18 protein-coding genes are annotated in these 25,047 nt (G+C 73.6%); 9 read left to right on the top strand and 9 right to left on the bottom strand.

The window, feature by feature from the left end; genetic code table 11:
- The first annotated feature begins 9 nt into the window (after nt 1-9).
- Nucleotides 10-4,209 (top strand): thioester reductase domain-containing protein, encoded by a 4,200-nt coding sequence (locus tag ABTZ99_RS40655; RefSeq protein ID WP_499618385.1) that lies wholly within the window; start codon nt 10-12, stop codon nt 4,207-4,209.
- Between the two features lie 714 nt (nt 4,210-4,923).
- On the opposite strand, the gene ABTZ99_RS40650 is transcribed toward ABTZ99_RS40655, so the two are convergent.
- A complete protein-coding gene (locus ABTZ99_RS40650) occupies nt 4,924-5,940 on the bottom strand; it encodes an LLM class flavin-dependent oxidoreductase (RefSeq protein ID WP_498773383.1) in 1,017 nt (338 codons plus the stop codon).
- 63 nt (nt 5,941-6,003) lie between these two features.
- On the opposite strand from ABTZ99_RS40650, the gene ABTZ99_RS40645 reads away from it, so the two are divergent.
- From ABTZ99_RS40645 to ABTZ99_RS40625, 5 genes are all read left to right on the top strand, one after another.
- Nucleotides 6,004-6,273, top strand: a complete 270-nt coding sequence (locus ABTZ99_RS40645) for a GNAT family N-acetyltransferase (protein WP_498773385.1) — start codon at nt 6,004-6,006, stop codon at nt 6,271-6,273.
- 379 nt (nt 6,274-6,652) lie between these two features.
- Nucleotides 6,653-8,245: a polyprenol phosphomannose-dependent alpha 1,6 mannosyltransferase MptB gene (mptB, locus tag ABTZ99_RS40640; protein ID WP_498773387.1), complete on the top strand. Its 1,593-nt coding sequence runs from the start codon at nt 6,653-6,655 to the stop codon at nt 8,243-8,245.
- The gene (locus ABTZ99_RS40635) at nt 8,238-9,482 is read left to right on the top strand and encodes a glycosyltransferase 87 family protein (RefSeq protein WP_499618383.1); all 1,245 of its coding nucleotides are present in this window, start codon (nt 8,238-8,240) and stop codon (nt 9,480-9,482) included. The genes mptB and ABTZ99_RS40635 overlap by 8 nt, the downstream gene beginning before the upstream one ends.
- Nucleotides 9,472-10,746 carry a glycosyltransferase 87 family protein gene (locus ABTZ99_RS40630; RefSeq protein WP_498773391.1) on the top strand — a complete coding sequence of 425 codons (1,275 nt, stop codon included), beginning with the start codon at nt 9,472-9,474 and terminating at the stop codon, nt 10,744-10,746. Before ABTZ99_RS40635 ends, ABTZ99_RS40630 begins: the two co-directional genes overlap by 11 nt.
- A gap of 9 nt (nt 10,747-10,755) precedes the next feature.
- Nucleotides 10,756-11,754, top strand: coding sequence for an MBL fold metallo-hydrolase (locus ABTZ99_RS40625; protein WP_499618381.1), 999 nt, complete (start codon nt 10,756-10,758; stop codon nt 11,752-11,754).
- Here the strand turns inward: ABTZ99_RS40625 and ABTZ99_RS40620 are convergent.
- From ABTZ99_RS40620 to ABTZ99_RS40605, 4 genes are read right to left on the bottom strand one after another with little or no spacing between them, the layout of a single operon-like run.
- Complete coding sequence (locus tag ABTZ99_RS40620) at nt 11,747-12,502, bottom strand: alpha/beta fold hydrolase (RefSeq protein ID WP_498773394.1); 756 nt, start codon at nt 12,500-12,502, stop codon at nt 11,747-11,749. The genes ABTZ99_RS40625 and ABTZ99_RS40620 overlap by 8 nt on opposite strands.
- 27 nt (nt 12,503-12,529) lie before the next feature.
- The gene (locus tag ABTZ99_RS40615; protein WP_499618380.1) at nt 12,530-12,967 is read right to left on the bottom strand and encodes a response regulator; all 438 of its coding nucleotides are present in this window, start codon (nt 12,965-12,967) and stop codon (nt 12,530-12,532) included.
- The gene (locus ABTZ99_RS40610; protein WP_499618378.1) at nt 12,964-14,457 is read right to left on the bottom strand and encodes a sensor histidine kinase; all 1,494 of its coding nucleotides are present in this window, start codon (nt 14,455-14,457) and stop codon (nt 12,964-12,966) included. Before ABTZ99_RS40610 ends, ABTZ99_RS40615 begins: the two co-directional genes overlap by 4 nt.
- Complete coding sequence (locus tag ABTZ99_RS40605) at nt 14,457-15,647, bottom strand: PP2C family protein-serine/threonine phosphatase (RefSeq protein WP_498773400.1); 1,191 nt, start codon at nt 15,645-15,647, stop codon at nt 14,457-14,459. The genes ABTZ99_RS40610 and ABTZ99_RS40605 overlap by 1 nt, the downstream gene beginning before the upstream one ends.
- Before the next feature lie 110 nt (nt 15,648-15,757).
- On the opposite strand from ABTZ99_RS40605, the gene ABTZ99_RS40600 reads away from it, so the two are divergent.
- Nucleotides 15,758-16,459 carry a lysophospholipid acyltransferase family protein gene (locus ABTZ99_RS40600; RefSeq protein WP_498773473.1) on the top strand — a complete coding sequence of 234 codons (702 nt, stop codon included), beginning with the start codon at nt 15,758-15,760 and terminating at the stop codon, nt 16,457-16,459.
- A 3-nt stretch (nt 16,460-16,462) separates the two neighbouring features.
- Here ABTZ99_RS40600 and ABTZ99_RS40595 read toward each other — a convergent pair whose 3' ends face one another.
- On the bottom strand, nt 16,463-16,921 hold the full coding sequence (locus tag ABTZ99_RS40595) for a YkvA family protein (protein ID WP_498773402.1): 459 nt from the start codon (nt 16,919-16,921) through the stop codon (nt 16,463-16,465).
- 119 nt (nt 16,922-17,040) lie between these two features.
- Between ABTZ99_RS40595 and ABTZ99_RS40590 the strand changes: the two genes are divergently transcribed.
- Nucleotides 17,041-17,679, top strand: coding sequence for a hypothetical protein (locus ABTZ99_RS40590; protein WP_499618376.1), 639 nt, complete (start codon nt 17,041-17,043; stop codon nt 17,677-17,679).
- Nucleotides 17,679-19,115 carry a trypsin-like peptidase domain-containing protein gene (locus ABTZ99_RS40585; protein ID WP_499618374.1) on the top strand — a complete coding sequence of 479 codons (1,437 nt, stop codon included), beginning with the start codon at nt 17,679-17,681 and terminating at the stop codon, nt 19,113-19,115. Before ABTZ99_RS40590 ends, ABTZ99_RS40585 begins: the two co-directional genes overlap by 1 nt.
- Before the next feature lie 45 nt (nt 19,116-19,160).
- Here ABTZ99_RS40585 and ABTZ99_RS40580 read toward each other — a convergent pair whose 3' ends face one another.
- The 3 genes from ABTZ99_RS40580 to ABTZ99_RS40570 all read right to left on the bottom strand — a co-directional run bounded on the left by ABTZ99_RS40580 (nt 19,161) and on the right by ABTZ99_RS40570 (nt 24,933).
- Nucleotides 19,161-19,571 (bottom strand): hypothetical protein, encoded by a 411-nt coding sequence (locus ABTZ99_RS40580; RefSeq protein WP_498773408.1) that lies wholly within the window; start codon nt 19,569-19,571, stop codon nt 19,161-19,163.
- 105 nt (nt 19,572-19,676) lie between these two features.
- A complete protein-coding gene (locus ABTZ99_RS40575) occupies nt 19,677-20,519 on the bottom strand; it encodes a hypothetical protein (protein WP_498773410.1) in 843 nt (280 codons plus the stop codon).
- Nucleotides 20,520-20,523: 4 nt separating this feature from the next.
- The gene (locus ABTZ99_RS40570; RefSeq protein WP_499618372.1) at nt 20,524-24,933 is read right to left on the bottom strand and encodes an nSTAND1 domain-containing NTPase; all 4,410 of its coding nucleotides are present in this window, start codon (nt 24,931-24,933) and stop codon (nt 20,524-20,526) included.
- Between the last annotated feature and the right edge of the window lie 114 nt (nt 24,934-25,047).

The following is a 25,047-nucleotide window of genomic DNA, read 5'->3' as shown; positions in this document are numbered from 1 at the left end:
GGTCGGTTGATGGCGGGGTTGCCGGCGGGTGGGGCGATGGTGGCGGTGGGTGCGGGGGAGGGGGAGGTGGTGCCGCTGTTGGTGCCGGGTGTGGACGTGGCGGCGGTCAACGGTCCGGACTCGGTGGTGCTTTCGGGTGAGGAGGACGCGGTTCTTGCGGTTGCCGCGGTGTTGGCCGGGCGGGGTCGGGTGACGAAGCGGCTCACGGTCAGTCACGCGTTCCATTCGGCTTTGATGGAGCCGATGCTCGCGGATTTCCGTGAGGTGGCGGAGTCGCTGACTTATCACGAGCCTGTGGTTCCGGTGATTTCCACGGTGACGGGGGAACCGGCTGAGAAGTTGAACACCGCGGAGTACTGGGTGCGGCACGTCCGCGAGCCGGTCCGCTTCGCCGACGCGGTGCGCACCCTGGCCGACGAGGACGTGACGGCGTTCGTCGAGGTCGGGCCGGACGCGGTGCTCACCGCCCTGGTCGGCGAGGTGCTCGGCGACCGGGCACAGGCCGCGGTGCCGCTGCTGCGTCGCGCCGTGCCTGACGCCGAGGCGCTGGTCTCCGGGATCGGGCGACTGCACGCCCACGGTGTCGCCGTCGACTGGTCCGCGTTCTTCGAGGGCAGCGGCGCCCGCCGGGTGGACCTGCCGACCTACGCGTTCCAACGGTCTCGCTACTGGGTGAAGGCCGAGGAGTCCGCGGACCCGGCCCGGCTTGGCCTGCGCGCGGCCGAGCACCCGCTGCTGGGCGCGGCGGTCACGCTCGCCGACACCGGGGACGTGCTGCTCACCGGCCTGCTGTCGGTCAAGGCGCAGCCGTGGCTGGCCGACCACGACGTCGTGCCCGGCGTCGTGCTGCTCGAACTGGCGATCCGCGCGGGTGACGAGGTCGGCTGCACGGTGGTCGACGAGTTGGTCGCGCACGTGCCCTTGGTGCTCGACGGCAAGGCCGACGCGCAACTCCAGGTGCGGGTGGGACTGGCGGGCGACGACGGCTCGCACCCGCTGTCCGTGCACGCCCGGCCCGGCGACTCGGACGGCCCCTGGACCCTGCACGCCTCCGGCCGGGTGAGCACGGGCACCACTGCGGCGTCGTTCGACCCGGACGCCCCGGCGACCGAGGTGGCGTTGCCGGCGCACCTGGTCGGAGAGGCCGGCGCGTACGGCCTGCACCCGGTGCTGCTGGAGGCCGCGCTGCGGGTCGGCGTGGACGGCGAGCCGATCCGCTGGCGGGCCGTGCGGCTGCTCGCGACGGGTGCGACGGCGCTGCGCGTCCGGCAGGTCCCCGGCGCGGACGGTGAGGTGGCGCTGCTGCTGTCCGACCGCACCGGCCGGCCGGTGGCGGCGGTCGGCGGCGTGCTGGCCCGCCCCCCTGCGGCCGACGTCCTGGCCAGGGCCCGCGGACGCGGCCAGGACGCCCTGTTCCGGGTGGCCTGGCGGCCCGTGTCGTTACCGGGGCGCGCGGTGCGGTGGGGAGTGCTGGAATCCGGACCGTTCGACGTGGATGTCCTCGACCCGCACCGGTTCGCCGACCCAGCCGCCGTGGCGGTCGCGGACAAGCCGGTGGACGCGGTGCTCGCGCCGTTTGCGTCGGCACCCGGCGCGGACACCGTGACCGCGGCGCACGAGGTGGCCGCACGTGTCCTGGACGTGGTGCGCCACTGGCTGGCCGACGGCCGGCTCACCGGCACACCGCTGGTCGTGCTGACCCGGGGTGCCATCGCGCCCACCACGACGGTCGCCGACCTCGGCGCGGCGGCCGTGTGGGGCCTGGTGCGCTCCGCCCAGTCCGAGGCGCCGGGCCGGGTCGTGCTGGTCGACGTGGACGACCAGCAGGCGTCTCTCGAGGCGCTGGGCGGCGTGGTCGACGCCGGCGAGCCACAGCTGGTCGTGCGCGACGGGCGCGTGTTCGCACCGCGGCTGGACCGGGCGCCGGCGCCCGTGGCGGACCCGGCGTGGGACCCGGCCGGCACCGTGCTGATCACCGGCGGCACCGGATCGCTGGGCGCGACGTTCGCCCGGCACCTGGTCGCCGAGCACGGCGTGACCCGGTTGCTGCTCGCCGGCCGGCGCGGCCCGGACAGCCACGGCGCGACCGAGCTGGTCGAGGAGCTGACCGGCCTCGGCGCGCACGTGACCGTGGCGGCGTGCGACGTGGCCGACCGCGCCGCGCTGGCCGCGCTGCTCGACTTGCACCCGGTGACGGCGGTCGTGCACACCGCGGGCGTCGCCGACGACGGCCTGCTGGACTCGATGACCCCGGAGCGGCTCTCGGCCGTGCTGCGGCCGAAGGTCGACGCCGCCTGGCACCTGCACGAGCTGACCCGCGACCGCGAGCTGACCGCGTTCGTGCTGTTCTCGTCGATCGCGGGCGTGATCGGCGGCCCCGGCCAGTCCAACTACGCCGCCGCCAACACCTTCCTCGACGCCCTCGCCGAGCACCGCGCCACCCTCGGCCTGCCTGCGACCTCCGTCGCGTGGGGCCTGTGGGAGCAGGAGGGCGGCATCAGCGGCCACCTCGACGAAACCGACCGCAGGCGCATCGCCCGCGGCGGGTTCCTGCCGATCACCCAGGACGTCGGCCCGGCCATGCTCGACCGCGCGCTGGGCACCGGCCTGCCCGCGGTCGTCGCCACGCCGCTGGACCTGGCCGCGCTGCGCGGGCAGGGCACGTCGCCACTGCTGTCCGGCCTGGTCCGCACCCCGCCGCGCGGGACCGCTCGCAACGAGGAGACCGCCGACGACGCGCTGGCCGACTTGCTCGACGGCCTGGGCCACGACGAGCAGCGGCGCGTCGTGCTCGACGTCGTGCTCGCCGAGACCGCCGCCGTGCTCGGCCACGCCTCGCCGGAGGGCATCGGCGCGGACCAGGCGTTCGGCGACCTGGGTTTCGACTCGCTGGTGTCGGTCGAGCTGCGCAACCGGCTCGCCACGAGGTGCGCCACCGCCCTGCCGCCCACACTGGTGTTCGACCACCCGTCACCCGGCGCGCTCACCGCGTTCCTGCACGCCGAGTTGGTCCGGTCCGACGGCGCCGATCGGGAGGACTGCACCGCCGACGTGGTGCTGGACGACGACATCCGTGCCGCGGAGGTGGTGTCGACCACGGTCGACGACCCGGAGCACGTCTTCCTCACCGGCGCCACCGGCTTCCTCGGCGCGTTCCTGCTGCGCGACCTGCTGCGCACCACGAAGGCGATCGTGCACTGCCTGGTGCGCGCCACCGACGACGCGGACGGGCTGCGCCGGGTGCGGGAGAACCTGGAGTACTACCGGGTCTGGGACGAGGTCGACCCGGTCAGGCTCGCCGTCCACGCGGGCGATCTGGCGCAGCCGCGCCTGGGGCTGGGGGAGGAGCTGTTCGACGAGCTGGCCCGCGTGGTGGACGTGGTCTACCACGCCGGCGCGACCGTGCACTGGCTGCGGCCGTACGGCGACCTCAAGGACGCCAACGTCGGCGGCACCCGGGAGGTGCTGCGGCTGGCCGCCCGGCACCGCACCGTGCCGGTGCACCACGTCTCCACGGTCGGCGTCTTCGCCGGTGCGGCGCCGGGCGGCGGGGCGCTGAGGACCACCGACCCGACGGGCCCCGCCGAGGCCCTGCCCAGCGGCTACCTGCGTACCAAGTGGGTGTCCGAGCAGGTCGTGGAACTGGCGCGGGACCGCGGTATCCCGGTGTCGGTGTACCGGGTCGACGTGATCTCCGGTGACCGGGCCAACGGCGCCTGCCAGACGCGGGACTTCGTCTGGCTCAGTCTCAAGGGCATCATCCAGGCCCGCTCCGCCCCCGCGGGCGTCGGCGGCTACTTCCACCTGGCGCCGGTGGACTACGTCAGCACGGCGATCGTCGAGCTGTCCCGCCGGAGGGCGGGCCGCACCTTCCACCTCCACAGCGAGCACCGGGTCGAACTGCCCGAGCTGGTGCGCCGGCTGCGGTCCCTCGGCTACACCGTCGCGGACCGGAACCCGGACGAGTGGTTCGCCGAGGTCGGCGCCGACCGGGACAACGCGCTCGTCCCGCTGCTCGACGCCTTCCGGGTGATGACCGCCGACAGCGCGTCCTTCTACCCGCCCATCGACGTCACCGACACCGCGGTCGCGCTCGACGGGAGCGGCATCGACTGCCCTCCGGTGACCGAGGAGCTGTTCCGCGCCTACGTGGAGTTCTTCGTCGACGCCGGCCACTTCCCACCTCCCACCCGGAGCGAGGGAGCATGACGACCACCGACAGCACCCCCGACGCCCACCGTTCACGAGCGGCTGGACCGCGGCTCGTCACCCCGACCGGGCCCGGCGGTGTGGGCAAGACCCGGCTCGCGCCGGGCGTGGTTCGGCGATCGACGACGCGGCCGGTACGCCGAGGCGTTACCGCTGGTCGACGCGCCGGCCCGGTACCGGGTGCTGCGCGGCACGCTCGGCGAGCGGCGTCGAGAGGTGACGGTGGCGCCGGCCGGTGGGCTCGGAGAACGTGACAGGCACGGTGCGGGTGTGGCACACCGCGTTCAGGCTGCTCCTGGGCGTGGCGTCCGGTCTCGGACCGCGCCTGGCGCACCGCCGCCACCCTGAGGGAACGGGCAGGCGCACCGCCCCCGCAGGGCGAACGCGGCGACGTGCATCGGATCACCGCCACCACCCGGTCAGCCCTGGACGCCGAGCCCTTCACCAGGGCGAATGACCGGGGCCGGACCGACGGCGCGGAGCCGGACCTCCTGGTCCCCTAGCCGTCCCTCACCCCGTTGGCGGGGTCTCGTTCGGCGCCGGCTTGTTGGGCGGTGGCGGCTCCGGCGTGGGCGGGATCGGCGGCTCGGTGCTCGGCGACGGCTCCCGGGGCGGCTGCGGCATCGGGGGTGGCGTGGGCACGGGCCGCCCGGGGGGCGGTTGTGGCTGGACCATGGCAACCTCCTTCCCACCCGGGCTACCCACAATCACCGCTCAGGACGCGCGGTCCGCGGCCCGGGCCGGCGCCGGCGTCAGGTTCGGCAGGACCTCCCGGCCGAACAGGCGGATCGTGTCCAGCACCGCCTGGTGCGGGAGACCGCCTATGTCGACCATCACCAGCTGCGCGTCCAGGCCGAGCAGCTCGGTCACCCGGTTCAGCCGCTCCGTCACCTCCGCCGGGTCGCCGCACACCGCCGCGCCCTCCATCAGCACGTCGACGTCCGCCTCGCCGTCACCGCGCCACGGGTCGGCGAACTCCGCGTACGCCGCCAGGTGGGGCCGCCACGTCGCCCGCGCCTCCGCCGCCGTCGGCGCGACGAACACGTGGCTCGGCAACGCCACCCGCCCACCACCGCCCATCGCCGCCCGGTAGCGCTCCACCACCGGCCGGTGCGTGCTCGGGTCGCGCAACGTGCTCGGCAGCATCAACGGCAGCTCCAGCTCCACCGCCAGGTCCGCCGACACCGCCGACCCGCTGCCGATCCACACCAGCGGCCGGGGCTGCTGCACCGGGCGCGGCGTCGTCGTGACGTCCACCAGCGGACTGCGGTACTTGCCCTCCCACGTGACGTGCTTCTCCTCCAGCAGCCGCAGCAGCAGCCGCAGGTTCTCGTCGAACCGCGCCCGCAGGTCGTCCTGCACCCCGAACGCCACGTCCGTGCGCTGCGACACACCCCGCGCCACGATCAGCTCCGCCCGGCCGCCCGACAGCACGTCCAGCGTGGCCAGGGTCTCCGCCACCCGCACCGGGTCGTGGTGCGCCAGCAGCGTCACCCCGGTGGACAGCCGCAACGTCGACGTCCGGTCGGCGATCGTGGCCAGCAGCAGCTCCGGCGCCGACACGATGTACCGGGTGAAGTGGTGCTCGCCGATCGCCACCCCGGTGAAGCCGGACTCCTCCGCCACGACGGCCTGCTCGACCATCGCCCGCAGCCGTTCGCACTCGGTCACGGCCCGACCGGTGTACGGGTTGGGCAGGTGATCGCCCAGGATCAGCAGGTACACGTCCATCCGACAATCTTGCCCGCTGCGACTACGGTGGCACCCACCGAACCGGAACGTGGAGGAGCACCCGTGACCGCTGTGTCCGTGTCCGACAACCCGGAGCTGTCCCGCTACGAGGTCCACCTGGACGGCGAGCTCGGCGGTTTCGCCGAGTACACCTCGGCGGACGGCGTCGTCACGTTCACCCACACGGAGGTCGCCGTCGAGGGCAAGGGCCTGGGCGGCAAGCTCGTCCGGCACGCGCTCGAGGACGTGCGCGCCAAGGGCCGGACCGTCGTGGCCGAATGCTCCTTCGTGCGCGGCTACCTGGAGAAGCACCCCGAACTGCGGACCGGGTGACGTTTTCCCCGCTCCGGGCGCGCACGCCGCGCCGACGCACAGTGGACCCGGCTCACCAGCGCATACCCCGCCAGGGTTGCTTCTTCGTGTGAATCATCACAAAGGGGGGTAACAACACGGCTAAGTAGGCGGCTTTTGGTCAACAGTGGTAGCTGATCGTGTCAACATTACTGATCGTGGCCTCACTCGTCTTTGATCCCCGCCATGATGGTGATGTCGTCGACAGCAGATGCGGTCGACGGGGACGAGGACCGATCACGAGACCGATGAGGTGGGCCTGGCTGTGACCGCTGAGGTGAGCGGAAGTGGCGCACGGACGGATGGCCCGACCCGCCGGACGGGCACGTGGTCGGTGGTTCTCCGGCAGGTCCCACCGCGGGTGCTGAGGCTCGGCGCGCTCGGCGGGCTGCTGATCGCGCTCGGCGGCGTCGGCGCGGGCGCGGTGCTCCGCCGGGACCCGCTGCTGACCGGCACGATCCTCAACGCGGTGCGGTACGGCCACGGCCGCGACCTCGCCACCGCCGTGGTGTTCGTCGGCGTGGCGCTGCTGGTCTACTCGTGGGTCCGGCTCGGGCGGATGGTGCGCGCCGGCCAGGTCGACGGGCGCGGCGTGGTGCTGGCCGCCGCCGTCTGGACCGCTCCGCTGCTCATCGGCCCGTCGCTGTACAGCCGGGACGTCTACAGCTACCTCGCCCAGGGCGCGGTCGCGCTGCACGGGTTCGACCCCTACACGACCGGCGCGTCCGTGCTGCCCTTGTCGCTGGGCGGCAACGTGGCGTCGTTGTGGCAGAACACACCCTCGCCGTACGGGCCGCTGTTCCTCCTGGTGGCCAAGGCCGTGGTCGCGGTCACCGGCGACAACGTCATCATCGGCGCGGTCCTCATGCGGCTCGCCGTGCTCAGCGGGCTGGCGATGCTCGCGTGGGCGATGCCCGGCCTGGTCCGGCACCTCGGCGGGCGCACGTCGATCGCGCTGTGGCTGACCGTGGCGAACCCGTTCGTGATCGCCGTCGGCATCGGCGGCGCGCACAACGACATCCTGATGGTCGGCCTGATGGCCGTCGGCGTGCTGATGGTGCTGGACGGCAAGCACGTGCGCGGCATCGCGGTGATCGCCCTGGCGACCGCGGTCAAGGCCACCGCGGTGCTGGTGATCCCGTTCCTCGTCTGGGTCTGGGTGGCGCGGATGTCCGGCCCGGCCCGCCAGCGGTTCTTCCAGGCGTGCGCGGTGGGCGGCATCACGTTCGCCGGCGTCTTCGCGCTGTCCACGATCATCGCCGGGGTCGACCTCGGCTGGGTCAACGTGCTGCAGAGCCAGACGCCGCTGCTGACCTGGATGTCGCTGCCCTGCGCCGTCGCGGAGCTGCTCTACTACTCGGTCGGCAGGCACATCCCGGGTGCGACCTACGAGGGCTTCCTCGGCTTCTTCCGGTCGGTGGGCGTGTACGTCCTCGCCGCCGTGCTGGTCCGCCAGTGGTGGCTCGCCCGCGCGGGCGGCGTGGACGCCGTGCGGCGGGCCGCGATCGCCCTGCTCGCCGCTTCCGTGCTCGCGCCGTCCGTGCTCCCGTGGTACTTCACCTGGGTCCTGGCGCTCGCCGCGGCGTTCGCCTGGAAGGACCGGTGGCTCGCGTTCGCCGCGGGCTTCTCGGTCTGGATGGTCCTCATCACGCTGCCCGACGGCACGATCGTCGCCCGCTGGCACTATGGTTCGGCGAACCCCGTCGTGTGGTGGTCCTACCTGGCCGTCACCGTCCTGATCGGCGTGTGGGTCGGCCGGTCGCTGCTGGAACGCCAACCCGTGTGGTCGCTGCTGACCGAGCTGCGGGCGCGGTCGAGCGAGGTCGACCAGCCGACGCGGGTCGTCGAGCAGGCGCCGCCGCCCGCCGTCGAGCAGTCGCCGTCCGCCGAGGACGACGACGTGGCGGGCGAGCCGGACGGGGCCGGGAAGCAGCGCGGGAGCACGGGTGGTTGAACGGGTCGAACAGCGGGTGCTGAGGTTCGCGCCGCTGGTGTTGTGCTTGTCGCTGGGCTGGTACTTCTGGCGCTTGGGCGTGCCGAGCGGCTGGGGGATGATCGACCTCAAGGTCTACTGGAGCCTCGCCCCGAACCTGCTCACCGATCAGCTCTACACGATCGACATGCCGTTCACGGCGGACTTCCCGCTGCCGTTCACCTACCCGCCGTTCGCGGCCGTGCTGTTCCTCCCGCTGTCCTGGCTGCCGTGGGTGGCCGCGCGGATCGCGTGGCAGGTGTTGTCGCTGGTCTGCCTGTGGTGGCTGGTCCGCACGGCGTTGGCGCTGATCGCCGCGAGGTCGGGTCGGCCGTTCGACGCCGGCTGGTCGCGCCGGGCGCTGCTGTGGACGGCGCTGGCGCTCTGGTGCGAGCCGGTGCGCAAGACGCTCGACTTCGGGCAGATCAACCTGGTGCTGATCGCCGGCACCTTCGCCGCCATGGTCGCCACCCGGCACCTGGTGGCGGGCTTCGGCGTCGGCGTCGCGGCCGGGCTGAAGCTCACCCCGGCGATCTCGGTGCTGTACTTCCTGGTCACGCGCCGGTTCAAGGCCGCGGTGTGGACGGCGGTCGGCTTCGCGTTCACCGTGGCCGTCGGCTTCGCCGCCTCGGCCGCCGACTCGTGGCGCTACTGGTTCGAGCTGCTCGGCGCGGCCGACCGGGTCGGCCCGGTCGGGTCGGCGATCAACCAGTCGTTGCGCGGCGCGTTGTCGCGGACGCTCGGCCACGACGTCGAGATGACGTGGCCGTGGCTGCTCGCGGTGGTGGTGTCGGCGGTGCTGACCGGATTCGCGCTGCGCGCGGCGGTGAAGGCCGGGGACGCGTTGGCCACCGTGGTCGCCGTGCAGCTGTTCGGGCTGCTGCTCTCGCCGATCTCGTGGAGCCACCACTGGGTGTGGGTGATCCCCCTGGTGCTGTGGGCCGTCTACGGGGCGCGCCGCACGTGGCCCGTGCTGGCGGTCGCCGCGGCGTGGGTCGTGGTGACCGGCGCGGACCTGATCACCTTCCTGATCGACCAGCAGCCGACCATCTGGGAGATCCCCCGGCCGTGGCCGCTGGCCGCGCTCGGGTGGTGCTACCCGCTGCTCGGGCTGCTCACCCTCGCGGTGATGCCGACGGCGCTGCGCGCCGACACCCGCGAGCCGGTCGGCGCGACGCCGTCCGCCACCACGTCGAAGGTCGAGCCCAGTGTCAGCTGAACCCACGTCGCCCGCGGCGCGCGTGCTCGTGAAGGCGGAGCGGTGGCTGCTGGTCGCCGCACCCCTGCTGCTGGTGGCGTCCGTCGTGGGCCGCGGCTGGACGATCGTCACCGGGTTCGGCAACGAGACGATCGACCTGTACGTGTACTGGGCGCTGGCGCCGCACGTGCTCTCCGGCGACCTCTACGACGTCACCTCGCCGAACTCGCCGCCCGACTTCCCGCTGCCGTTCACCTACCCGCCGTTCGGCGCGCTGGTGTTCCTGCCGATGACGTGGCTGCCGTGGGTCGTCGCCCAGTGGGCGCTGCGGCTGCTCTCCGGGCTGTGCCTGTACTGGATGGTGCGCGTCGCCCTGCGCTTCGTGGCGGGCGAGGGCTGGACGGCGGACGCGGCGTTGTGGCGGCGCCGGGCGCTGCTGTGGACCGCCGTGCTGCTGTGGATGCAGCCCGTGGTGCACACGTTCGACTTCGGCCAGGTCAACCTGCTGCTGGCGGCGGTCGTGCTCGGCGCCATGACGGCCCGGGACTCGCGGCTCGCGGGCATCGGGATCGGCCTGGCGGCGGGCGTGAAGCTCGTGCCGGCGATCTCCGGGCTGTACTACCTGGCCACGCGCCGGTTCTCGGCGGCGGTGTGGTCGGTCGTCGCGTTCGCGGCGAGCGTCGGCCTCGGCTTCCTGGTGGACCCGGCGCAGGCCAAGCACTACTGGTTCGAGCTGCTCGGCGCGGCCGACCGGGTCGGCCCGATCGCCACCGCGCACAACCAGTCGTTGCGCGGCGCGTTGTCGCGGACGCTCGGCTACGACGTCGAGATGACGTGGCCGTGGGTGCTCGCGGTCGTGGTGTCGGTCGTGCTCGCCGGGTTCGCGCTGCGCGCCGCGGTGCGGGCGGGTGACGTGCTGATCGGCGTGCTGGTCGTGCAGGTCCTCGGCCTGCTGCTGTCGCCGATCTCGTGGGACCACCACTGGGTGTGGATCGCGCCGCTGCTGATCTGGCTGGTGCACACCAGGATCGCGCCGTGGGCCCGTGGCGTGCTGCTGGTCCTGTGGTGCCCGATCATGTTCTGGGACGTGATCGCGTTCCAGCTCGACCGGCAGCCCACCATCTGGACCATCCCCAGGCCCGGCTACCTGTCCGCGATCGGGTGGGCGTACCCGGCGTTGGCGCTGCTCACGCTGGCCGTGATCCCGTTCGTGGTGAAGGCGGTGGCGCGGCGCGCGCCGGCGAACGCGCCACTGGCGGACCGAGCCGAGGTTACCGGTAAGTAGGATCCGGGGATGGAGTGGACCGAACCCGGAGTCTTCGAGGTCGCGCCCGGTGTCTACCGCATCCCGCTGCCCCTGCCCAACGACGGGCTGCACACCGTCAACGTGTACGCGATCGACGACGGTGACGGCTTGGTCCTGATCGACTCCGGCTGGGCCCTGGACGCGGGCGAGACGGCGCTGGAATCGGCGCTGGGCGAGCTCGGGCGTGGTTTCGAGGACGTCCGCCGCTTCCTGGTCACGCACGTCCACCGCGACCACTACACGATGGCCGTGGCCCTGCGCCGCCGGTTCGGCACGAAGATCGCGCTCGGCGCGGGGGAGCAGCCCTCGCTGGCCAAGATCACCGCCCGGCGCCGGGACGGCTACCGCGACCTGGCGAAGTGGGGCGCGCCACACCTGGCCGAGCGGTGGCGGGCCGTGGTGGAGTCGGTCGGCGAGGCCGAGCTGCGCGACTACGAGGAGCCCGACGAGTGGCTCCGCGAGAGCGACCTGGCCCTGGAGAAGCGGGTGCTGCGGGTCCTGCCGACGCCCGGCCACACCCGCGGGCACGTGGTGTTCGTCGACGTCGAGTCGTCGCTGCTGTTCGCCGGCGACCACGTGCTGCCGCACATCACGCCGTCGATCGGCTTCGAGCCCGCCCGGCCCGCGCTGCCGCTGGGCGATTACCTCGACTCGCTGCGCCTCGTCCGCGAGCACCCGGACCTGCGGCTGCTGCCCGCGCACGGCCCCGTGACCGAGTCGAGCCACGCCAGGGTGGACGAACTGCTCGCCCACCACGAGGACCGGCTCACGGCCACGCTGGACGCCGTGCGCGCGGGCACCGGCACCGCCTTCGAGACCGCGCGCAAGCTCGGCTGGACCAGGCGTGGTCGGCGGTTCGCCGAGCTCGACCTGTTCAACCAGGTGCTGGCCACCGGCGAGACGGCCGCGCACCTCGACGTGCTGGTCCACCGCGGCCTGCTGACCGCCGAGGAGGCCGACGGCGCGGTGCGGTACGCGCTCAGCTGAAGTGCTCGGCCAGCACGGTCGCGAGCACGTCCGGCGCCACGCCGTGCCAGTCGCCGGCCACCGTGCGGCGCCGGGCGTTCGGCAGGCGTTCGGCCACGCCGTCGGCCCACCCGCGCAGCCGCTCGTCGCTGCCCGCGCTGTCGAGCACCAGCGTCGGCGTGGTGATCGAGGCCAGGTCCGGGGGAGTGCCGGTGATGGTCAGGTCGTAGGCGGTGGTGTGGGCCATCGCCTCCAGCGCCGGCCAGCCCGGTGACCGCCGCATCCCGGCGGTGAACTCCTCCGGGATGCCGCACGCGACCTGGAACCGGACCACCGCGTCACCGCGCCGCCCGGCCGCCACCAGGGCGTTGATCTCGTCCCGCACGTCGGGTCCGGTCGGCTCCTCGAACGACAGCGGCGGCTCCAGCAGCGCCAACGCGGTGATCGGCACCCCGGCCGCCGCGGCGTGCAGGGCCAGCACCGCGCCCGACGAGAAGCCGTAGGCGAAGGCCGAGCCGCCTGCGGCCGCCACGACCGCCGCCAGGTCCTCCACCTCGCGGTCGATCGCGTACGGTCCGCGGTCCGTGCTCTCGCCGCGGCCCCGGCGGTCGTAGGTGTAGGCCGTGTACCCCCGCAACGCCGCCGCGACGTCGGGCATCGGGCCGCCGCCCCGGAAGCAGCACGCGGCGTCCACCAGCACCACCGCGGGACCGTCACCGACCCGCGAGAACCCGATCGTCGTGCCGTCCTTCGAGGTCACGGTGCCCATCACGACTCCTCCAGGACCAGGCCCGGCCTAGCGGGGCAGCTTCACCACGGTCACGAAGAAGTCGTCGATCTGCCGGACGACCTCGATGAACCGGTCGAAGTCGACCGGCTTGGTGACGTAGGCGTTGGCGTGCAGGTTGTAGCTGCGCAGGATGTCCTCCTCCGCCTCCGACGTGGTCAGCACCACCACCGGGATGGGCCGCAGCGCCTCGTCCGCCTTGATCTCGGCCAGCACCTCGCGGCCGTCCATCTTCGGCAGGTTCAGGTCGAGCAGGATCAGCCCCGGCCGCGGCGCGTCCTCGTACGGGCCCTGGCGGCGCAGGAACTGCAGCGCCTCCACGCCGTCGCGCACCACGTGCAGCTGGTTGCGGATCTTGTGGTGCTCGAACGCCTCCTGCGTCATCAGGGCGTCGCCGGGGTCGTCTTCCACCAGCAGGACGTCGATCACGTTCAACGGGTTGCTCATTGCTCGTCGTCCTCTACAGCCGGCAGCGTGAACTTGAAGGTGGTCCCGGTGTCGCCCTCGCTGGTGTCCAGCCAGATCGTGCCACCGTGGTACTCCACGATCTTCCGGCACATCGCCAGCCCGATGCCGGTGCCGGGGTAGTCGTCCTTGTGGTGCAGGCGCTGGAAGATCACGAAGATCCGCTCAGCGTACTCGGGGTCGATGCCGATGCCCTGATCGCTGATGGTGAACGTCCAGGAATCGCCCGTGCGGTCCACGTCCACGCGCACGTGCGGCGGCTCCTCGCCGTGGAACTTCAGCGCGTTGCTGATCAGGTTGCCGAACACCCCGCCGAGCAACGACGCCTCGCCGCGCACCGTGGGCAGGTCCGCCACCTCGACCGTCGCCCCGGTCCGCTCGACGACCTCGGAGTAGTTGTCCAGCACCTGGGCGACCAGCTCGTCGCAGTCCACCAGGGTCTGCTCGCGGGTGAGCCTGCCGACCCGGGAGAACGCCAGCAGGTCGTTGATCAGCACCTGCATCCGCTTCGCGCCGTCCACGGCGAACCGCAGGTACTGCTCGCCGCGCTCGTCGAGCTGGCCCGAGTAGCGCCGCTCCAGCAGCTGGCAGAAGCTCGCCACCTTGCGCAACGGCTCCTGCAGGTCGTGCGAGGCGACGTAGGCGAACTGCTCCAGCTCCGAGTTCGACCGCCGCAGCTCCTCCAGGTCGGACAGGATGCGCACCCGCATGGCCTCGACGTCCTGGCCGAGCATCACCGTCTCGCGGGGCCCGCCCGCCTCGACCGCGTGCGCGAAGTCGCCCGACGACACCTGCCGCACGTCCGCGGCGAGCCCCGTCAGCGGCGCGATCACGATCCGGTACAGCATCACCGCCACCCCGGCGATGCTCAGCACCAGCAGCAGACCGAGCCCGATGACCAGCAAGAACGCCTGCGTGGCGACGTTCGACACGTTCGCCCGGCCGGCGGCGGACGCCTCCTCGACCTTGGTCTTCAACGCCGCCATCGCCTCGGCCGCCCGGTCGAACAGCGCCTTGCCGCGTTCGGCGTCGACCAGGGTGGTCTGCGGGATGCCCGACACGTAGACCAGGTCGACCAAGGGGTCGGCGTAGCTCTGCCGCCAGTCGTCCGCCAGCCGCCGCACCTCCTCCAGGTCGCCGAGCAGGTCGCGTCGCGAGGCCGACAGCAGGGAGCGGGCGGACTCCACCGCGTCCAGCTCGTCCTGTCGCCCGTCGGTGTAGGGGGCGAGGAACGCCTGGTTGGCGGTGAGCACGTACCCGCGCACACCGGTCTCCTGGTTGACCAGCGCGGTCTGCATCTCGAGCACCTCGCGGCCGGCCGGGTCGATCCGCTCCAGCAGCTCGGTGCGGGCGGAGGTCAGCCCGTTCAGCGCGATCAGGAGGCTGCCGATGGCGCCCGCGCAGATGACGACCAGGACCACGACGGCCGCGACCAGGAGCTTGCTCGCGGGCCAGCGCTTGCGGTAGTCCATCAGGCGCGGTCCGAGATCAGCAGCACGGCCATGTCGTCGTCCAGCTCCCCGCCGTTGAGTTCCTTCACCCGGCTGATGAGGTCGTCCAGCAGCGTCGCCGGTGTGCGCGTCCAGTCCGGTCGCTCCCTGGTGATCTCGCCGATCAGGTCGATCAGCCGCTCCGAGCCCAACCGCTCGGTGTCGCCGTGCACGCGGCCCTCGACCAGGCCGTCGGTGTAGAGCAGCATCGACCACCCCGGCGGCAACGGCACGTCGAGCCCGCTCCACGTGCTGTCCGGCAGCACGCCGAGCGGCAGCCCGGCGCGGTCGCGCGGCAGCTCCACCACCCGGTCGCCGACCAGCAGCATCGGCTCCGGGTGCCCGGCCAGGTAGACCCGCGCCCACCGGCGGTCCGGCGAGATCGTCACCATGCACGCCGTGGTGAACAGGCCGGGCTGGTGGCGTTCGTGCTCCAGGATCTCGTGCAGCGTGCGCAGCACCCGGGACGGCTCCTGGCCCGCCAGCACCAGCGCCCGCCAGGCGATGCGCAGGAACACGCCGATCGCGGCCTCGTCCGGGCCGTGCCCGCACACGTCGCCGATCAGCAGTTGGAGCGTGCCGTCGGAGGTGCGCACGACGTCGTAGAAGTCGCCGCCCAGCAGCATCCGGCTGCCGCCGGGGCGGTAGCTGACCTCCCAGCCGATGTCGTCGCCGTGGATGATCGGCGACGGCAGCAGGCCGCGTTCGAGGCGGGTCTTCTCCGCCGCGAGCAGCTTCTCGTCGCGCAGCTGGCGCTGGGTCTCCTCGACCCGCTTGCGGCCGACCGCGTAGCGGATGCTGCGGGCCAGGCCCACGCCGTCCACCTGGCCCTTGACCAGGTAGTCCTCCGCGCCCTGGGCCACCGCCTGGGTGCCCTGGTGCTCGTCGTTGAGGCCGGTGAGCACGATGATCGCCACCGGCGCCGGGTGGGCGAGCAGCCTGGTCAGGCCGTCGAGCCCGGTCGTGTCCGGCAGGCCGAGGTCGAGCAGCACGCAGTCCGCCTTGGCCAGCAGGCCCTCCGCCTCCCGCAGCGTCCGCGCCCGGTGCAGGGCGACGTCCGCCTCGACCTCGTCCAGCAGGGCTTCGACCAGCACGGCGTCGCCCTCGTCGTCTTCCACGAGGAGCACGTTGATCCGGTTCACCGCGGTCCGCGGTGCGGGGAGCCCTGCCACGGGGGAGGAGATTAGTCGAACTCGATCAGGACGGGGTGACGGCGGTGCGGTGGGGCGCGGTGACGGCGCCCGCGGCCATGACCGAAGATCGTGGGGTGACGTTCTCCCAGATGGTGGCGCTGACGACCCGCCTGCCCCGGCGGGGCCGGGGTTTCTGGTACTCCGTGGCCATTGACGTGCTGTGGCCGCTGGTCGTGCTGTTCGTGCGGATGCGGATGGCGGGCCGGACCAACATCCCGCGCGAGGGCGCGGTGCTGCTGGCCTCCAACCACCTGTCCTTCGCCGACCCGGTCACGTTGACCGCGTTCGCGCTCGCCTCCGGCCGGGTGCCCCGGTACCTGGCCAAGGCGAGCCTGTGGAAGGCGCCGGTGCTCGGGTGGGTGATGTCGTCGGGGCGGCACATCCCGGTCGACCGCGACAGCGTGCGCGCCGGCAAGGCGCTGGACAACGCGCGCACGTCGTTGGACGAGGGCGAGTGCGTGATCGTCTACCCGGAGGGCACCTTCACCAACGACCCCGACGGCTGGCCCATGCGCGGCAAGAACGGCGTGGCGCGGCTGGCGTTGACGACCCGCACGCCGGTCGTGCCGGTGGCGCAGTGGGGCACCCGGGAGCTGCTGCCGCCGGGGAAGTTCGTGCCGCGGCCGTGGCGGAAGGTGTCCGTGGTGGCGGGCGCGGAGGTCGACCTGTCCGACCTGTACGGGCTGGAGCCGACCAAGGCCGTGCTGGACGAGGCGACCGCGCGGATCATGGCCGCCGTGACGACGCTGCTCAGCGGCGTGCGCGAACTGCCGTCACCGACGAACCCGTGACCGTCAGCGGGCCTTCTTGGCCTTGCCGGAGCGCTCGCGCTCCCACCGCAGGTACTGGCCGGTGACGGTGGACACGCTGGTGAGCAGCCAGACCGCCACGCCCGCGTCGTCGGTCACGCCGATCAGCGGCAGCAGTTCGGGCAGCAGGTCGACCGGGGAGACGAGGTAGAGCACGGCGAACGCCCACGTGGCCATCGTGCTGGTCGGCAGGCCGTAGGCCTTGCGCTCGCGCAGCAGCCGGGGCAGGGCCTTGGCCCGGTCGATCACGGTGCCGACCGGGCGGGGCTCGCCCTTGCGCTCCCACCGGCGCCGCCGGCGCACGACCCACAGCACGCCGGCCGCCACGCCGAGCACGACCAGACCGGAGCCGGCGACGACCGGCGGCAGGCCGAGCAGCTCGTCGTCACGCAGGAGCAGCGTGCTCAGCCCGAGCAGGGTGAGGACCACGCTGAGGAAGATCACACGTCCATGGTAGTGGCGGTGAGGCGTCCACGCGGGTGGAGCGGGCGTCGGGTCACGGCGCGGAAACTTCCGGATCAACCGGCTCACGGCCCGGACGGGTCGGTCCATACGATGGCCCGGTGAGCGATTCCCCCCGGTTACCGGCGCGATCCGTCGTCGTGGTGCTGTTCGTCGTCGCCGCGTGCGCGGTCCTGGCGGCCGGCGGGTTGACCGCCGTGGTCCTCGCGGACGACCGTCCCCGGCAGGCCGTGCCGGTGGCGGCCGGGAGGGCCTCGCCGACCGCCCGCGCGGACACCACCCGCCCCGTCGGGCCGCCGCTGTGCCTGATCGGCTCGTGGCGCACGGTGGAGGAGCAGGTGATGGTCAAGTTCTACAACGGCGTGGACCCGCTCCCGATGGTCACCAGCGGGCGGGCGTACGAGTTCCGGCCGGACGGCACCGGGACCGAGCGGATGGACGACGTGGTGTTCCACGGCACCTACCAGGGCAACGCGCTGCGGCTCGTCGGCAACGGGGTCATCGAGTTCACCTGGACCGCCACCGACGAGGCCATCACCTACGGCAACCAGACCAAGGCCGAGTTCACCTGGGCCTACTACGACCAGCGGGGTCTGGTGGAGACCCAGACGATCCCGTCGGAACAGGTGCGGCACGAGGTGGACGACTACGCCTGCCAGGGCACCCAGCTCGTGGAGAGCAACTCGCGCGGCTACCGGTCGGTGTGGGCGCGGACCGCCGGGTTCGGGGTGTACGGCTGATGCGCGCGGCGCTCGTCGCGGCGGCGTTGCTGGCCGCCGCTCCGGCTCTTGTTCCCGCTGCCGCCGCTTCCGTCGTGCAGCCGTCGAGCCCGGAGGAGCTGGCCGCGGCCATCGCCCGGCCGGCGATCGTGCTCATCACCGTGGAGTGGCACGGGTGGGTGCGGGACAGGCGCACCGGCGAGGTGTTCGGCGGCGCGAACGGCTACGTCGTGAAGGCGACGTGCAGCGGCGTGGTGATCAGCCCGGACGGGCACGTGGCCACCGCCAGCCACTGCGTCCACACCGGACCGCAGGGCGGCGCGGGCGCGTTGTTCGACGCGGCGATCGAGGACCTGGCGGCGGCCGGTCGGGTCGTGGACCGGGCCAAGGCCAAGGCGCAGCTGGCCGAGCACGCCGTCGCCGAGGGCGCGGACCCGGACCGCCCGGTCGACCGCGCGATCGCGGTCGAGCGGATGGAGGCCACCGGCGACGGCCCGATCCGGGACGTCGCGCCGGCCACCGTGGTCGACCTCGTCGCGCCGACCGAGGGCGACGTGGCGGTGCTGAAGGTGCCGCGCGAGAACCTGCCCTCGTTGGAGATCAGGGCTGAGCAGACGGCGGTCGGCACCCCGATCCTGGCCATCGGCTACCCCGGTTCGGCGGGCGCGGCGGTCGACCCGAGCCTGGAGCCGAGCAACAAGAACGGCCAGGTGTCGGCGCGGCGGACGCAGAACGACCGGCCGTTCTACGAGTTCAGCGCGGCGGCCACGCAGGGCATGAGCGGTGGGCCGGTGGTCGACATGGACGGCCGGGTCGTCGGCCTGGTGAGCCAGGGCTCGCCGGGGGAGACGCAGTCGTTCAACTTCGCCGCCGCGTCCTCGACGTTGCTGGACGTCCTGGCGGGCAAGGACGTGAAGGTCGAACCCGGTGCGCACGACCGCGACTACCGGGCCGCGCTGGACCACTACTTCGCGGACGACTTCGACGGCGCGGTGGAGGGTTTCGACGACGTGCTGGCCGCTTCGCCCGGTCACCTGCAGGCCGCGGAGTACCGGCGGCTCGCGGTCGACCGCGGTGGGTCGGCCGGTGGCGGCGCTTCGCTGCTGATCGGGCTCGCGGTGCTCTGCGGCGGTGTCGCGGTGGCCACGGCGACGGCGGGCACGGCGATCGCCCTGACCCGCAGGCGTCGGCTGTCGCCCGCGGGTCCCGTGCCGCCGGTGGGGCCGTCGCCGGTGGTGTCCGATGTGGACACTCCGCCGTTCGGCATCCCGGTGCGGGCCACCGAGGTCGTCGCGCCGGTCCAGCCGCCGGTGGTCACGCCGACCACTGAGCCCACCGCAGAGCCCACCGTTGAGCCGCCGGTCGACGAGTCGCCGACCGTCCGGTCCACCGACGGGTCACCGACCGCGCGGGTCGAGCGGCCGGACGAGGGCGAGCCCACCGCACCGCGGTCCTGACCCGGGGCCGCCGGTGCGTCCACAACGGACGCACCGGCCCCGGTGCTACCACTTGCTCTCGGCGTGCAGCCACAGCCCGACCGCGAGGCCGAGGGCGACGAGGGACAGGGGCGAGAACCCGGCGCCGCCCGAGATGATCAGGCCGAACAGCAGGCTGAACCCGCTCGTCAGCACGTAGAGCCGAGGCCCCCACTTGCGGGTGAACCACGCGCCGACCAGCCCGATCAGGGCGACCAGACCGGCGAGCGCCACGAAGACGACGAGCTGCAACGAGTCGTCGCCCCACTCCGCGCCGTGGTCCACCTCGTCCACCCAGCCCACGACGGCGACGACCAGCGTGAAGGCGTTGGCGAGGGTCATCAGCACCAGCAGCACGACGATCCCGGCGCCCTTCCTGGCGCGCGGCTCGGCGTGGCGGGCGGTGGTCGGCGAGTCGGGGGAGTCGTGCTGCACCATGGCGGCGGTCCTTTCCGGGTACGGCGCGGACCCGGTCGCCGCGGGCGGGACCGGTCGGGTGCCGTGAGGAGTGGGGCGACCGTCCGGCGCCCCTGACCGCTGACGCTACGGAGCAGGCGGGTGGCCGGGCGAGGACGGCGGGGGTGGAAGTTTCCGGTTCCGGGCCGACCGCTGCACCTCGGCGAGGTCGGCGGCGGTCACCAGGCGGACCTCGGCGGCCCGGCGCGCCACCGCGAACCTGGTGTTCTGCAGCCGGCCCGCGTGCGCGGCCAGGAACGGGTCGTCCGCCGCGCCGAACGCGATCGCCGAGATCGCCCGGATCGCGTCGTCCACCCGCTGCGGCCGGTGCAGGTTCCAGGTGTAGCCGTGCCACTCGCGGACCCGTTCGAAGATCTCCCGGTTCGACGGCGGCCGCGGGTAGTCGTCCGCGCCGACCAGCCACGGTTCGCACAGCGCCAGCGCGACGAACCAGTCCCGCCCGCCCCGCACCAACCCCGGACCGGTGCGCGTGTCGCCACCGTCCGCCCCGAACGCCACCTCCGACGCCGCAGGCGCGCGCTCCACGTCGATGGTCAGCTGCAGGTCGGCGAACCCGTCGCCGTCGCCGCGCCGGCCGAGCAGCAGCACCAGCTGGTTCTCGCCGACGTCCAGCAACGCCGTCGCCGACCGGGTCAGGATCACCCGCCGCGCGCCGCCCGGCGCGTCGAACAGGCTGGACAGCTGCGCCTCGCCCGCGCCGAGCCACGTCAACGACACCACGTCCGCGCCGACCGCCAGCTCGCCGACGAGCCGCGACACGTGCGGCGCGCAGTCCGGCAGCGCGACCACCACCCGCCCGGGGCGGGCCGGGCCGACGACGCCGTGCGGCGCGCGTCCGAACAGCAGCGACTCGCCCGGCCCCAGCACCACCGAAGCCAGGCCCGCGCCACGCACCACCACCCTCGGCACGGCGCTACTCCGGGCAACCGGGCGGGTCGCCCCGGTCCGGTCCGAGCGCACGCCACTCCTCGGCCAGCGACTCGCGGTCGAGCAACCCGCACAGCACCTCGACCGCGCGGTCCGGCACGAGGTTCCACAGCCGGGCGGTGCCGTCCGCGCCGACCGACGCGATGAGCTCGCCGCTCGGGTCGAACGCCAGGTCGTTCAGCTCGGCGCCGTGCCGGTCCAGCCGCGCCAGCTGCCGCGCGCCGTCGACCTCCCACAGCCGCACCACGGTGTCCTGGCTCGCGGTGGCCAACGTCCTGCCGTCCGGGCTCCACGCCACCCGGCGCACCGGCGCGTCGTTGCCGGTGAGCACGCCGACCTCGACGCCGTCCTTGACCCGCCACAGCTTCACCAGCCGGTCACCGCCTCCCGTGGCCAGCACGGAGCCGTCCGGGCTGAACTCGACGTCGATCGCCACGCCGTCGTGGCCGGGCAGGATGGTCCACTCCGTGCCGGGGTCCACCAGGTCCCACAGCCCGATCCGGCCGCCCGACAACGTCACCGCGAGCGTGCGGCCGTTCGGGTGGAACGAGATGCCGGTGGGGTAGTTGGGCTCGACCCCGTTGACCGGGGTGTTGCGCGGCTCCGGGGTCGTCGCCCGGCGGTTGACCAGCCGAAGGTCGGCGGCGTCGAGCAGGAGCACTTCGTCGCGGTCCTCCTGCGACCCGGTCGGGGTGCGGCCCGTGACGGCGATCGTCCGGCCGTCCGGGCTGTACCTCGCCGAGGTGAACTCCGTGCCGGGCCGGGAGAACCGGCGCAGCTCCGCGCCCGTCGCCGCCTTCCACACCACCAGCAGGCCGCTCTCGTCCACGGTGACGAGCTCGGCGCCGTCCGGGCTGAACGCGACGTCGTAGGCGTCGTCGCCGTGGGCCTTCAGCTCGTGCGCCAACCGCGAGTTCCGGTGGTCCCACAGCCGGACCACGCCGTTGCCGCTGGTGGTGGCCAGCAGGTCGCCGCCGGGCTGGAACGCGGTGCCGAGCAGGACGGCGTCACGCGGGCCCAGCGTCGTCCGCTGGTAGGACCACACCGTGATCACGCCGGTGGAGTCGGAGCTGAGCAGGGTGTGGCCGTCGGCGGTCATGACCACCGCGAACGTGGTCACCGACCCGGCCGCGTACTGGGTCAGCAGGTCGCCGGTCGCCAGGTCCCACGAGTAGACGCTCGAGCCCACCGCGCCCGCCACCACGGCCGAGCCGGACGGCGTGAACGTGACCGAGCTCAGCCCCACCTCGGGAGCGCTGAACGTCCGGCGCGCCGTCCACGTCGTGGTGTCCCACAACCGGACCGTCGCGTCCATCCCCGTGCTGGCCAGCAGCCCGCCGCCCGGCGCGAACGCCAGCGCGCTCACCTCGCCGGTGTGCCCGGTCAGCTTCGCGACCAGCGCGCCGTCACCCGCCCGGTGCACCGCGACGTCGTTGCCGTCGGTCAACGCGACCAGCCCGGGGTCCGGCAGGAACGCCATCCGGATCGAGGGCCGGGCGGCGAACACCGCCCGCTCGGTGAACCCGGCCGTCTCCCACAGCACCACGCCGCGATCGGTGTAGGCGACGAGCGTGCCGCCGTCCGGGGAGAGCGCGGTGTCCGCCGCCCGATCCGGCACGGTGAAGACCCTCTTGCGCGCCGGCACGTCCCACAGCTCGACCTTCTTGGTGTCCGGGTCGGCGGTGGCCAGCAGCCGACCGTCGGCGCTCATCGACACCGTCCGGTACCAGCCGCCCTTGTCGTCCAGCACGGCCAGCTCACGGCGCGAGGGCACGTCCCACAGCCGCAGGGTGCCGTCCCGGCCGCCGGAGGCCGCGACCTTCCCGTCCTCGCTCACCGCGAGCGCGTTGATCGCGCCGACGTGCCCGGTCATCCGGCCGCGGTAGGCGTCGGTGGTCGCGGACAGCAGCGCGCTGCGCCCCTCGACGGTCGGGCTCGCCCGCCACGCGCCGAACGCGGCCAATGCCGCCCGCCGCGGGTCCACCGTCCTGGCCAACGCCGACTCCGCCGCCAACTGCCGCGACAGGTTCTGCTGCCGCCCGGTGTCCGCCCGGTCCCGTTCGGCCTGCGCGGACTGCCGCAACCGGGTCGCCACGACGACCGCCACCGACGCGACCACCAGCAGCAGGCTCAGCGCCACCACCAAGCCGCGCAACCGGTTCGTGCGCTTGCGCGCCGCCAGCTGCCCGGCGTGCTCGGCCGCCGTCGACCGGGCCAGGAAGTCCTGCTCGACCGGCTGCAACCGCACCCGGTCCCGCGCCGACTCCAGCCACGCGGTCAGCGACGCCAGCCGCACGCCCCGGTACAGGTCGTCGTCGTGCTGCCCGGACTCGACCCACGCCCGGACGGAGTCGGTGAACCGGCGGTGCTGCACCAGACCCGCGCGGTCCTCCTCGATCCAGTCGCGCAGCCTCGGCCACGCGGTGAACAGCGCCTCGTGGCTCAGCCGCGCGCCCGAGCCGTCCACGGTCACCAGCCGTGCCGCGATCAACCGGTCCAGCACGTGCCGCTGCGCGGCGAACTCCCGCGGGTCGACCCGCCGCCGGACCACCGCGCCGTCGTCGAGCACCGCGACCAGCCGCAGCAGGATCGCGCGCAACGCCTGCCGCCCCACCGGGTCCAGGGCCGAGTGGATCTCCTCGGCGGTGCGCGAGACCGCGCCGTCGATGCCGCCCGCGCGGCGGTAGGCGGCCAGCGTCAGCACCGGCCCGTCGCGGTGCAGCCACGACTCGCGCAGCGCGTGCGCCAACCGGGGCAGCGCGCCGGGGTCGTAGCCGATCTCGCCGCGCACGCCGAGGTCGGCGATCATCCGCTCCGGCAGGCCGGGCTCCACCTCCACGCCGAAGTCCTTGGCGGGGCTGACGATCGCCTGCCGCAACCCGGTCGCGTCCAACGGGCCGAGCAGCACGGGCGCGGCCAGCGCGGGCCGCAACGGCGCCAGCTCGATGCACCGGTCGACCAGGTCCGCCCGGACTGCCAGCACGACCAGCGCGGGCCGGGCGGCGGTCAACGCGGCGGCGAACGCCAACCGGTCCGCCTCCGGCGCGTTGAACACCTCCTCGAACTGGTCGACCACGATCACCGGCCGCGTCACGCCCGCGCACCACTCGCCGAACCGGCCGGGCGACTCGCGGATCAGCCGCGTCCACCGCGCCGCGTCGATCGTCGTGCGGGCGGCCATGGCGGCGGCCAGGTTGCCGACCGGGTCCACCCCCGGCGTCAGCACCACCTGGGGCCACGTCTCGTCGCCGTCGGCGGCCAGCGCGGGCAGCAGCCCGGCCTTGAGCACCGAGGACTTGCCCGCGCCCGACGCGCCGACCAGCACCACCGGCTCACCGCCGCGGACCTGCTCCGCCAGGCGGACGAGCAGCTCGGTGACGACGTGCGAGCGGCCGTGGAACACCTCGGCGTCGGCCCGCTCGAACCCGCTCAGGCCCGGGTACGGGGTGGCCTGCGGTTGCGGGCGCGAGGTGCGCGGCCTGCTCGTGGAGCGGAGGATCGCGCGCACCAGCCGGTCCTGGTCCTCACCCGGGCCGGGCGACGTCGGCCGGGCGGCGTGCGCGGTGTCGCCGCCGAACGCGGCCGCCTCCGCCGCCGTGATCAGCGCCGTCGCCGACTCGAACCGCCGCGCCGGGTCCTTCGCCAGCCCGCGCAGCACCACGGCGTCCAGGCCGGGGCTGACGGTCGGGCTGAACACCGAGGGCGCGGGCGGGGGCTGCAACAGGTGGGCGGCGACCTTCGCGGCGGGGTCGGTGGCCGGGTGCGGCAGCCGGCCGGTCAGGCACTCGAACAGCACGCACGCCAAGGAGTACTGGTCCGAACGGCCGTCGACCGCGCCGCCGGACAGGCGTTCCGGCGCCATGTAGTCCCACGAGCCGATCAGGTCGCCCGACCGGGTCAGCGCGGTGGCCTCCGGCGAGGTCTCCCGGGCGATGCCGAAGTCGGCCAGGTAGGCGTGGTCGTCGGCGGCGATCAGGATGTTGGACGGCTTCACGTCCCGGTGGACCAGGCCGCGCTCGTTGGCGGCGTCCACGGCGGCGGCGACCTGGCCGAGGACCTTCAGCGCCCGGACCGGGTCGACCTCGCCCGCGCCCAACGCGCGCCGCAGGTCCGTGCCCTCGACCAGCATCATGTCGAGGAAGAGGTGGCCGTCGACCTCGCCGAAGTCGTTGACCGGGATGACGTTCGGGTGGCTGAGCGCGGCGGCGATGCGCGACTCGCGCTGGAACCGGGCCCGGTACTCGTGGTCGGTCGCGGCGGCGGAGAGCCGCTTCAGCGCGACGACCCGGTCGTGGACGGTGTCGTAGGCGCGGTGCACCACGCCCATGCCGCCCTGCCCGAGCAGCTCGCGGATCTCGTACCGCCCGAAGTCCGCTAAGCCGGACCGCGCCCCCATAGCGCCCCCTCGTCTCGCCCGCCCGAACCTTACTGGGCCGGGCCAGCGGTTCCACCGGGCGAGCGCGGGTGGCGGGCGCACCGCGGGCCGCGGACGGGGTGTGGAGGCCCGTCC

It is taken from the genome of Actinosynnema sp. NPDC002837, from assembly GCF_040295345.1.
In the GTDB taxonomy this organism is placed as follows: Bacteria; Actinomycetota; Actinomycetes; order Mycobacteriales; family Pseudonocardiaceae; genus Actinosynnema.
This window is presented reverse-complemented; position numbering and strand designations above follow the sequence as displayed.

Bases quoted from the DNA above. Each gene is read 5' to 3' on its own strand.
- ABTZ99_RS40580 (WP_498773408.1), bottom strand. From the start codon at position 19,571: ATGGTGCAGCACGACTCCCCCGACTCGCCGACCACCGCCCGCCACGCC.
- ABTZ99_RS40615 (WP_499618380.1), bottom strand. From the start codon at position 12,967: ATGAGCAACCCGTTGAACGTGATCGACGTCCTGCTGGTGGAAGACGAC.
- ABTZ99_RS40585 (WP_499618374.1), top strand. From the start codon at position 17,679: ATGCGCGCGGCGCTCGTCGCGGCGGCGTTGCTGGCCGCCGCTCCGGCT.
- ABTZ99_RS40655 (WP_499618385.1), top strand. From the start codon at position 10: ATGGCGGGGTTGCCGGCGGGTGGGGCGATGGTGGCGGTGGGTGCGGGG.
- ABTZ99_RS40570 (WP_499618372.1), bottom strand. From the start codon at position 24,933: ATGGGGGCGCGGTCCGGCTTAGCGGACTTCGGGCGGTACGAGATCCGC.
- ABTZ99_RS40610 (WP_499618378.1), bottom strand. From the start codon at position 14,457: ATGGACTACCGCAAGCGCTGGCCCGCGAGCAAGCTCCTGGTCGCGGCC.
- ABTZ99_RS40600 (WP_498773473.1), top strand. From the start codon at position 15,758: ATGGTGGCGCTGACGACCCGCCTGCCCCGGCGGGGCCGGGGTTTCTGG.
- ABTZ99_RS40625 (WP_499618381.1), top strand. From the start codon at position 10,756: ATGGAGTGGACCGAACCCGGAGTCTTCGAGGTCGCGCCCGGTGTCTAC.
- ABTZ99_RS40650 (WP_498773383.1), bottom strand. From the start codon at position 5,940: ATGGACGTGTACCTGCTGATCCTGGGCGATCACCTGCCCAACCCGTAC.
- ABTZ99_RS40620 (WP_498773394.1), bottom strand. From the start codon at position 12,502: ATGGGCACCGTGACCTCGAAGGACGGCACGACGATCGGGTTCTCGCGG.